Source organism: Methylobacterium sp. WL18, assembly GCF_008040015.1.
In the GTDB taxonomy this organism is placed as follows: domain Bacteria; phylum Pseudomonadota; class Alphaproteobacteria; order Rhizobiales; family Beijerinckiaceae; genus Methylobacterium; species Methylobacterium mesophilicum.
On sequence record NZ_VRVD01000126.1, the window covers coordinates 1 to 9,737 of the forward strand.

A 9,737-nucleotide genomic window follows, 5' to 3' on the forward strand; every position below is an offset into this window, starting at 1 on the left:
GAGGCCGCTCTGCCGGGCCGGCTCGCCCTGGCGCCGCCGGGACCGATCGCGCAGGAATTCGCCCGGGTCCTGGCCGGGCTGCGCGTCCCGCCCAGCGGCACGATCCGGATCGGCGACCACGACCTGTCGACCCTGCCGCGGGCCGTCCGGTCCCGCCGCATCGCCTTCGCGGATCTCGAACCGGTCCTGTTCCCCGGGACGGTGCGCGACAACCTGCTGTACGGGCTGCGGATCCAGCCGCTGCGGACCCGCGGCATCGACCTCAGCAAGGCGCGGATCAACGAAGCGGTGAAGACCGGCAACCCGGCCGACAGCATCGACGATCCCTGGATCGACTACGCCCGGTTCGGCGTCCGCGATGCCCGGGAACTCGACGAACGCCTGCTCGACCTGCTCTTCCGCCTGGATCTCGGCGACGACCTCTACCGGTTCGGCCTCGGTGCCCTCAGCACGGTGGTCCACGATACGCCCGCCGGCCAGCGCATGATCGCCGCCCGCGATCATCTGCGCGAACACTTCGCCAAGAGCGGGCTCGCGGACCTCGTGATCCCGTTCTCGCGCGGCAGCTACAACGCGCAGGCGACCGTCGCGGAGAACCTGATGTTCGGGGTGCCGCGCGACCCGACGCTGACGGATCCGCGACGGCTCGCAGGGGTGCGCCTGTTCCGCGAGGCGCTGGAGCGGGTGAAGCTGCTGGACGAACTCGACCGCATGGGCGTGGCGATCGCCCAGAACCTGAAGGACATCTTCGCCGACGTGCCGCCCGGCCACCCGCTGTTCCGGCGCTTCTCGCTGATCACCCCGGATGCCCTGCCCGATTACCTCCGCCGGCTCGCCCGCCTGCCCGCGGAGGGCCGGCTGGACGAGGCGGACAGCGTGGCGTTCATGGCGCTCGCGCTCGCCTACGTCGAGCCGCGGATGCGCTTCGGCCTGCTCGATCATCCGCTGCAGCTCCGGATCGTCGGGGCGCGGGGTGTGGTCCAGGCGTTCATGCACGGACACGACGGCTGCGACATCGAATCGTACGACCCGAATCGGATCAACCCGCGCAGCACCGTCCTCGACAACCTGCTGTTCGGCCGCATCGATACGGCGCGCATGCACGGCGAGGCGATCATCCAGCGCGAGGCCCGGGCGGTGTTCCGCGAGTTCGACCTGGAGCGCCCGGTCCAGCGGCGCGGCCTCGACAAGGAGGTCGGCAACCGCGGCCAGTTGCTCACCGAGCGCGTCCGCGTCCGGATCGGCCTGGCACGGGCGCTGCTGCGCGATCCGGAGATCCTGGTGGTCGACCGGGTGAGCGAGCAGCTGGAGCGCGGGGTCGACACGCTGCTCGACGTGACGGGGGCCGTGCTGCCCCAAGGCAGTCTCGTGGCCAGCCTGTCCAGCGAAGCCGAGGCGGCCCGCTTCCCGGCGCGATTGCAGCTTCGGCCGAACGAGTCCCGCCTGCGCAACGCCGCCGAGTGACCCAGGCCTGACGGTGCCGCAGCGCACGACCGGCGCGAGCCGGCGGTTTACAGTGCGGCGCGACTCCGGCACAGGATGGTCCGACATGCCCCCATCATCGGACGCGATCGCGACTTCGGACCGGACACATCCGAGCCTCGCCGGCCTGCCGCGCCTGGTGCCGCCGCACCCGGCCCTGGCGGAGCACGAGCTTCCGCTCCCGGACTACCTGCGCTCCATCCGCGATAACGGCCTGGCGGGCTTCCCCCGGCAAGCGTTCGAGGAGCCGATCACCCGGCGCGGCCTGCTCGGACGGTCGAGCTACGTCCTGAACGATCCCGAGGCGATCCGGCACTTCCTGGTGGAGAACCAGGCCAACTACGCCCGCACCACCGGGACGATGCGGATCCTGCGGCCGATCCTGGGTGACGGCCTGTTGATCAGCGAAGGCTCGGCCTGGCGCCATCAGCGCCGCACCCTGGCGCCGGCGTTCACGCCCCGGGCGATCGATGGCCTCGTGCCGCACATCGCCGCCGCCGTGAACGACGGGATGGATCGCATCGTCTCGGAGGCTGCTGCGGGTCCGATCGACCTGTTCGCCGCCTTCCATCGGCTGGCGCTCGAGATCGCCGGCCGAAGCATGTTCTCGGTCGGGATGGACCGGTACGGTCCGGAGCTGCGCGACTTCATCGCCGAGTACAGCGTCAAGATCGGGCGTCCGCACCTCCTCGACATCGTGATCCCGCCCGGCTGGCCGGTGCCGCTCGATTGGGCCCGAGGACGGTTCAGACGACGCTGGATCCCGTTCCTCGACCGGATCATCGCGGCCCGCCAGTCGGCGGCGCGGGACGAGGGCCATTCCGGCGACCTGCTCGACCTGCTTGCCACCGCCCGCAACCCCGATACTGGCGCGCCGTTCAGCGCGGCCGAATTGCGGGACCAGGTCGCGACCATGATCCTGGCCGGCCACGAGACCACGGCCGGCACCCTGTTCTGGGCCGCCTACATGCTGGCGCTCGCCCCCGAGTTGCAGGAGCGGCTCGCCGCCGAGGCGCAGGCCGCCGACCTCAGCGATCCGACCGGCTGCCAGAGCGACGGGCGACTGTCATTGATCCGGGCGACGGTGGACGAGACCCTGCGCCTGTACCCCGCGGCATTCGTGATCGTCCGGCGGGCGCTCGGCCCGGACATTCTTGCGGGCCATCCGGTCAGGAAGAGTGACATCGTGATGGTGAGCCCCTGGGTGCTCCACCGGCACCGGCTGCTCTGGTCGGACCCGGAAGCGTTCGACCCCGGGCGCTTCCTGCCCGGCGCGAAGCCGCCGGCGCGGTTCTCCTACCTGCCCTTCGGGGCCGGCCCGCGCGTCTGCATCGGCGCCCAATTCGCGCTGATCGAGACGGTGCTGTCGCTGGCCCGGCTGCTGGCCCGGTTCCGGCTCGAACTGGAGGACCGGGAGCCGATCCTGCCCCACGCCGTGGTCACCACGCAGCCCCAGCGCTTCGCGAAGTTCCGGCTCGTCCCGCGGGAACCGATCAACCCTTGATTCCCGTGATGGTGGTCGAGATCGCCCGCGGATCCCGCATCGGCCAGCGCCCGCTCTCGACCTGCGCCAGGAACTCGCCCAGCAGGCGGTTGTAGGCGTCGGGCTCCTCGACGCTGAGCGCGTGGCCGGTATTGGGCAGGATCGCCAGCGCGGCCGACGGGATGACCCGTTTCAGCATCAGGCTCGGAGCCAGGCAGGGCCAGTCTTCGTCGCCGGAAACGACCAGGGTCGGCACGGTGATCTGCGCCAGCGCATCCTGCAGGTCGTACAAGGACGGTCGTCCCTTCTGCACGCCCGCCTGGGTGTTGGCCGATCCGGTCGCCGAATGCTCGGCCAGCATGCGCTTGAACTCGGCATGCCCGCGGGGATCCTTTGTCTCGAACTGGACCCGGGTCGGTCCGTAGGCATAGCGCTCGGCGAAAGCCTCCATGCCGTCCCGCCGCAGGATCGTCGCGGTTGCCTCGGCCTCGGCGCGAAACAGCTCCTGTCGGTCGGGTTCTGCGCCGTAGCCGCAGCCGCCGAGGCAGAGGGACAGGGCGCGGTGGGGATGGCGCAGCCCGAAATGCAGGGTCGCGAAGGCGCCCATCGAGATTCCGGCCACGTGGGCGCGCGCAGCGCCGATATGATCGAGGATCGCCAGGATGTCGTCGGCGGCGCGGGCCTGCGAATAAGCCGAGACGGCGTCCGGAACGTCGGACGGCGGGTAACCCCGGGCGTTGAACGCTATGGCGCGATAGCGTCGGCCGAAATGGCGAAGCTGCGCCTCGTAGCTGCGGTGGTCTCCCGCGAACTCGTGCACGAAGATCAGCGGCGTGCCGCTTCCGCTCTCCTCGTAATGGAGGCGGATGCCGTCATCCGTGGTGGCGCTCGGCACGGTCTACTCTCCCGACGCGATCGACGACCGACCGCCGCCGCCGAATCGAGATGGGGCGCAATCACGCGCGGTCGAGACCGACATGACGAAGCCGCGCCCGGCTCGGCGGACGCGGCTTGCAAACGTTCGTGCCGGCGGCGACGATCCCGGTCCGGCTCAAGCGGCCTTCTTGGCGGCGGGCTTGCGCCCGCCCCTGTTGGCTGCGACCTCGGCCAGCTTGGCCGCCAGCTTCGCATCGAGCTTGGCCGAGACACCGAGCGGAAGCTCGATGTCGAGACCCAGCGTCGAGACGCCCTCACCACGCTCCAGGGTGACCTTCACCTTGTCGGCTTCCACCGAGACATGGTTGGCGATCACCGCCAGGATCTCGTCGCGGAGCTGCATCACCAGGTCGGGGCGGCCCGACTCGGCGCGCTCGTGGGCGAGGATCAGCTGCAGGCGGTCGCGGGCGACCGCGCCGGAGTTGCGCTTCTGGAAGATGCCGAGGATGCTCATGCCGCCCTCCGCATGAACAGCTTGTCCAGGAACGACTTCCGCTCGGTCGGCATGCTCATCGGCACGTCCTCGCCCTTCAGCCGGCGCGCCGCATCGGCGTAGGCCCGCGCCGGGGCACAGAGGGGGTTGTTGAGGGTGACCGGGCAGCCGAGGTTCGAGGCGCGCAGCACCTCCTGGCTCTCGGGGATGATCGCCAGCAGCGGGATCGACAGGATGTCGAGGACGTCCTCGGTCTTGAGCATGTCGCCGCGGTCGGCCCGCATTGGGTCGTAGCGGGTGAGGATGAGGTGCTTCTCCATCTCCTCGCCCTTTTCCGCCTTGGCGGTCTTGGAATCGAGTAGCCCGATGATCCGGTCGGAGTCGCGCACCGAGGAGACCTCGGGGTTGGTCACAACCACGGCCACGTCGGCGTGGTGCATGGCGAGCTGGGCGCCGCGCTCGATGCCGGCGGGCGAGTCGCACACCACCCAGTCGAACCGCTCACGCAGCTCTTCCATCACCCGGGCGACGCCGACATCGGTGAGCGCGTCCTTGTCGCGAGTCTGCGAGGCCGGCAGCAGGAACAGGGTGTCGAGCCGCTTGTCCTTGATCAGGGCCTGCGGCAGCTTGGCGTCGCCGTTGACGACGTTGATGAGGTCATAGACCACCCGGCGCTCGGCACCCATGACCAGGTCGAGGTTGCGCAGGCCGACGTCGAAATCGACGACGCACACGCTCTGCCCGCCCTGTGCCAGGGCCGCTCCGAGGGCCGCGGTCGTCGTCGTCTTGCCGACGCCGCCCTTGCCCGATGTGACGACGAGAACCTTTGCCACGCGTGGATCTCCCTGATTTCTAAGCTTGGATTAGTCTAAGCTTGCCATTCGGATGTTGCCGCCATCGAGCCAGACCTGGGCGGCCTTGCCGCGCAGGGCCGTGCCCATGTCCTCCGCCGTCCGCACGAGGCGGTCGATCCCCAGCAACTCGGGCTCGAACTTGCGGCAGTAGATTCGTGCGCGCGGGTTGCGCGCGGCACCGGCGATCGCGCGACCGCGCAGAGCGCCGTAGACGTGGATCGAACCGCCGGCGAGGATCTCGGCCCCTGAGGAGACCGACCCCATCACGGTGACGTCGCCGGTCGGGTTGATCACGCTCTGACCGGAGCGGACCGAGCCCTCCACGGTGATCGAGGTGACCACCTGCGGCTCCGGCTCGGCGGGCGCCGACGGCATCTCGACCGTGTCCGACGGACGCCCCTGCACCAGCAGCGGTGGAAATCCGGCCGCGACGGCGTCGATCCCTTCGATCCCCAGGACCGTGATGCCGCGGGCCTTGAGTTCGTTCATTAACGTTTCGAGCGCGTCCGGCTCGGGCTTGAACTGGGCGCAATCCAGGATGACGGCCCGGCCTTTCAGCAGGGTCGGCGAGCGCTTCAGCGCCGCGTCGAGGCCCGCGAGCCACTCGGGAAGCGGCGGCTCGGGGGTGAGGGCGAGGCCCTTGAACGCCCGCCCGCGAAGGCTGAGCGGCCGGGGCGCAGGAGCCGCCGCGGGGGCGGTCTGCGGGTCGTCGATCGGCTCGGGGAGGGTTTCGCTCATGTCGGCCCGTTAAGAGTCCTTACCGGACCATTGACGGCTGGCATGGTTACCGAAGGGTTAAGTTTTGGATCCGGTCGGCAAATTCTGCCGGGATCCTGGTATCGGCGGATCTGTGCGGTCCTTGGACCCCGTCATCGGGGACACTCCGCACCTCACCGTTTGCGTCCCGGCCGTCGACACGCAAGCGCCTGACGGGTCCGGCCGATTCTTCTTAAACATCGACAGAAAAAAGGTTTTTCTCGCGGCGCTGTTTCAGGCCTCGCGTTTGCGATCGAACCGTCAAATCTTCGAATAGTCCGGCGTCAGACCATCCGGCAGGGAAATGGATTCCAACCGTTCGTCGGGCGGGCGCCCGGGAAGATGGTAAGCCGCTTCCTTACCCGCGCTCGAACAGACTGAGCTTGATCGCGTCCTCCACGAGCCGCACCTCCACGGCCTGCCCCTGGAAGGTCGGGTCGAGGTCGTCGGCCGCGCGGTAGAGGCCGTCGATCGCCACCAGTTCCGGCTCGAATCGACGGCACCAGATCCGTGCGCTTGGATTGCCGGCGGCGCCCGCGACCGCGCGGCCGCGCAGGGCGCCGTAGACGTGGATCGACCCGCCCGCGATCACCTCGGCCCCCGAGGCCACGGCGCCGAGCACAGTCACGTCGCCTTCGAGATGCAGCACGGTCTGGCCCGAGCGCACCGGCGCATCCAGGATCAGCGACCGGGCGATCTCCTTGGCGGCCGGCTCGGCGGGTGCATCCTCGCCCGGGGTGGCGACCTCGCCGGCGGGGCGGCCACCCGACAGGGCCGGCGGCAGTTCGGGGGTGAGGATCGCGGGCGGCGCGCCTTCGATGCCCAGGATCGCGATCCGGCGGGCGGCGAGTTCGGCGAGCAGGCCATCGAGGTCCTCCCGGGTGAGCCGCAGGCCGGCGAGGTCGAGGATCACCGGCCGGCCGGCGAAGAAGTTTGGCGCGCGGCGGTTCAGGGCGTCGAGGTCGCCGAGCCACTCGGCCACGGGCGGCACGGGGGCGAGAACGGTGGCCATGAAGGAGCGGCCGCGGAAGCGGATCGGCGGGCGCGCCGGCTCGGATGTCGGCTGGGTCACGGGCGTTTTCGGTGTCGCGTGGCGGGTGGCGGGTTGCTGCATCCATGCGGTGCGACCGCGCCGGGGGCAATCCCGCAACGCCTCGTGTGACGCCTTGCTCGGCCCGCAGGGGCGTTTCTGTTGTAGAGAGGTCCGACAGCCGATCCGGACGAGACCTTGAGCAGCGTACCCGCGCCCCGACCCTTCGTCGTCGACGACCTGACCCAGGCCAACCAGCGCCGGGCGGCCGATCCCCGCGCCTCGGCCTGGGTATCGGCCAATGCCGGTGCGGGCAAGACCAAGGTCCTCACCGACCGCGTCGTGCGCCTGCTCCTCGACGGGGCGCCCCCGGGCCGGATCCTGTGCCTGACGTTCACCAAGGCGGCGGCTGCCAACATGGCGATCCGGGTGTTCCGCCTGCTCGGCCGCTGGGTGACGTTGGACGACGCCGCGCTTGCGGCGGAGCTCACGGCGCTGACCGGCGAGCGGGCCGACGCGGAGCGGCTGCGCATGGCGCGGCGGCTGTTCGCCCGGGCGGTGGAGACGCCGGGGGGCCTCAAGATCGAGACTCTGCACGCCCTGTGCGAGCGGCTGCTCCACATGTTCCCGTTCGAGGCGAACGTGCCGGCCCGGTTCGTGGTGCTCGACGAGACCAAAGCGAGAGAGATCTTCGACATCGAGATGGCCAACGTACTGGCCGACGCGGTGTCGAACGGCGACACGCCGCTCAGTGCGGCGCTGGCGCGGGTCACCCCGGAGGCGACGGGCGACACCCTGCGGGCGGCGATCCGCTCCGCGTTGCGAGCGCGAAGTCTGATCGGCGACCGCGCCCGAATGGAGCGTTCCTTCGAAGAATTGCACGGGGCCCTCGGGCTAGCCGACGAAGAGAACGCGGAGGCTGTCGAGGCCGCGATCCTGGACGGCGGCCCAGGCTGCAGACCCGAGGACCGGGCAGCGCTGATCGACGGATTGCGCACCGGCAAGGCCAACGACGAGAAGCTGGCCGACGCCCTGGCGGCGGCCGAGGCCGAGCGGGCGCGATCGGAGGATCTGCCGGACCGGTCCGAAGCGCTCGATCTCTACCGTGGGGTGTTCTTTACCCAGAAGGACGAGCCCAAGGCCGATACCAGCCTCGGCACCAAGGGTGTCCCGGCGGACGTGAAGGCGTGCCTGATCGCCGAGCGCAATCGGCTGGAACCGCTGTTCGATCGCTTGCGCGCCGCACGGGCGCATGCCCGCACCCAGGCCCTGTTCCAGCTCGCCGCCGAGATCCACCGCCGGGTCGAGGCGCAGAAGGCCCGGCTCGGCGCGCTCGATTTCGACGACCTGATCCACAAGGCCCTGGACCTGCTGGCCCGGGTCGGGGCCGGGTGGGTACTTTACAAGCTCGACCGCGGCATCGACCACGTGCTGGTCGACGAGGCGCAGGATACCAACCCGGAGCAGTGGGAGATCCTGCGGGCGATCACCCAGGAATTCGCCGCCGGCGAGGGTGCCCGGGCCGGGACCCGGACCCGGTTCGCGGTAGGCGACCCGAAGCAATCGATCTACGGCTTCCAGGGCGCCGAGCCGCGGGAATTCGCGCTCACCCGGGCGGCCTGGATCCAGGAATCGCGAGCCGCCGGCCTGACCTTCGAGGACGTGCCGCTGACCCTGTCGTTCCGCTCGACCGGGATGGTGCTTCAGGCGGTCGACGCGGTGTTCGCCCTCGACGCGCACAACGAGGGCCTGTCGTTCGAGGACGTCGCCCGCCGGACCGTCCACGCCAGCGCCCGGCCCGGCGCCCCCGGGGCGGTCGAGTTGTGGCCGATCGCCGAGCCCGAGCCTGCCCCGGAGCCGGATGCCTGGACGGCGCCCGTGGACGCCCCCGAGACCAGCGCCCCGGCGATCGTCACCGCGCGGCGTGTGGCGCAGGCGGTGCGGACCTGGACGATCCAGGGCGACGCCACCGGCCGGGTCTGGCGCCCCGGCGACGTGCTGATCCTGGTCCGCAAGCGCGGGCCGGCCTTCGAGGAGGTGATCCGCGCCCTCAAGGGCCTCGGCGTCCCGGTCGCCGGCCAGGACCGGCTGGAGGTCTCGGCCCCGGGTGCCCCGGACGCCACCGCGAGCCTCGGCTTCACCGTCGGCTGGGGCGGCTCGGAGACCGCGGAGGCGCCGGACCTGCTCGACCTCACCCTCGACAAGGCCGCCTACGCGGCCGGCGACACCCTGCGGGCCAAGCTCAGCCCGTCGTTCAAGGGGCAGGCGAGCCTCATGGTGGTCGGCGACCGGGTGCACGAGACCGTCGAGGTCAGCGTCCCGTCGGGCGGCACCACGGTGAGCCTGCCGGTCAAGGCCGAGTGGGGCGCGGGCGCCTACCTGGTGGCCACCGCCTACCGGCCCCTCGACCAGGCGGCCAAGCGGCTGCCGGGGCGGGCGCTCGGGCTCGCCTGGTTCTCGGTGGACCGCGAGCGGCGCAGCCTCGGCGTCGCCGTGAAGGCCCCGGAGCGCACCCGCCCGCGCCAGGACCTGACGATCCCGGTGCAGCTCACCGGTCTGAAGGCCGGCGAGCCGGCGCGGATCACCGTTGCGCTGGTCGATGTCGGCATCCTCAACCTGACCCGCTACGAGGCGCCGAACCCGACCCAGTACTTCCTTGGCCAGAAGGCGCTGGGTCCGGAGTTCCGCGACCTCTACGGCTACCTGATCGACGGCATGCAGGGCTCGGCCGGGGCGATCCGCTCCGGGGGCGACGCGGGGGGC

General features: G+C 70.8%; 7 protein-coding genes and 1 pseudogene. 3 read left to right on the forward strand and 5 right to left on the reverse strand.

What is annotated here, in order from left to right; genetic code table 11:
- A pseudogene (locus FV228_RS11915) lies at window positions 1–1,464 on the forward strand (ABC transporter ATP-binding protein); the annotation flags it as partial.
- Between the two features lie 85 nt (window positions 1,465–1,549).
- A complete protein-coding gene (locus tag FV228_RS11920) occupies window positions 1,550–2,986 on the forward strand; it encodes a cytochrome P450 (protein WP_187277710.1) in 1,437 nt (478 codons plus the stop codon).
- On the opposite strand, the gene FV228_RS11925 is transcribed toward FV228_RS11920, so the two are convergent.
- The 5 genes from FV228_RS11925 to minC (FV228_RS11945) form a co-directional block, all read right to left on the reverse strand.
- Window positions 2,976–3,860, reverse strand: coding sequence for an alpha/beta hydrolase (locus FV228_RS11925; protein WP_147854820.1), 885 nt, complete (start codon window positions 3,858–3,860; stop codon window positions 2,976–2,978). The genes FV228_RS11920 and FV228_RS11925 overlap by 11 nt on opposite strands.
- A gap of 156 nt (window positions 3,861–4,016) precedes the next feature.
- On the reverse strand, window positions 4,017–4,355 hold the full coding sequence (minE, locus tag FV228_RS11930) for a cell division topological specificity factor MinE (RefSeq protein WP_147854821.1): 339 nt from the start codon (window positions 4,353–4,355) through the stop codon (window positions 4,017–4,019).
- Window positions 4,352–5,167 carry a septum site-determining protein MinD gene (gene minD / locus FV228_RS11935; RefSeq protein WP_147854822.1) on the reverse strand — a complete coding sequence of 272 codons (816 nt, stop codon included), beginning with the start codon at window positions 5,165–5,167 and terminating at the stop codon, window positions 4,352–4,354. The genes minE and minD overlap by 4 nt, the downstream gene beginning before the upstream one ends.
- A gap of 30 nt (window positions 5,168–5,197) precedes the next feature.
- Window positions 5,198–5,926: a septum site-determining protein MinC gene (gene minC / locus FV228_RS11940; protein WP_147854823.1), complete on the reverse strand. Its 729-nt coding sequence runs from the start codon at window positions 5,924–5,926 to the stop codon at window positions 5,198–5,200.
- A 376-nt stretch (window positions 5,927–6,302) separates the two neighbouring features.
- Window positions 6,303–7,058, reverse strand: coding sequence for a septum site-determining protein MinC (gene minC / locus FV228_RS11945; protein ID WP_147854824.1), 756 nt, complete (start codon window positions 7,056–7,058; stop codon window positions 6,303–6,305).
- 114 nt (window positions 7,059–7,172) lie between these two features.
- Here minC (FV228_RS11945) and FV228_RS11950 point away from each other — a divergent pair.
- The coding region (locus tag FV228_RS11950; RefSeq protein WP_187277711.1) for a UvrD-helicase domain-containing protein at window positions 7,173–9,737 on the forward strand (2,565 nt) is incomplete at its 3' end.

Excerpts from the sequence above, each read along its gene's own strand:
- FV228_RS11920 (WP_187277710.1), top strand. The coding sequence starts at position 1,550 with ATGCCCCCATCATCGGACGCGATCGCGACTTCGGACCGGACACATCCG.
- minE (WP_147854821.1), bottom strand. The coding sequence starts at position 4,355 with ATGAGCATCCTCGGCATCTTCCAGAAGCGCAACTCCGGCGCGGTCGCC.
- minC (WP_147854823.1), bottom strand. The coding sequence starts at position 5,926 with ATGAGCGAAACCCTCCCCGAGCCGATCGACGACCCGCAGACCGCCCCC.
- minC (WP_147854824.1), bottom strand. The coding sequence starts at position 7,058 with ATGCAGCAACCCGCCACCCGCCACGCGACACCGAAAACGCCCGTGACC.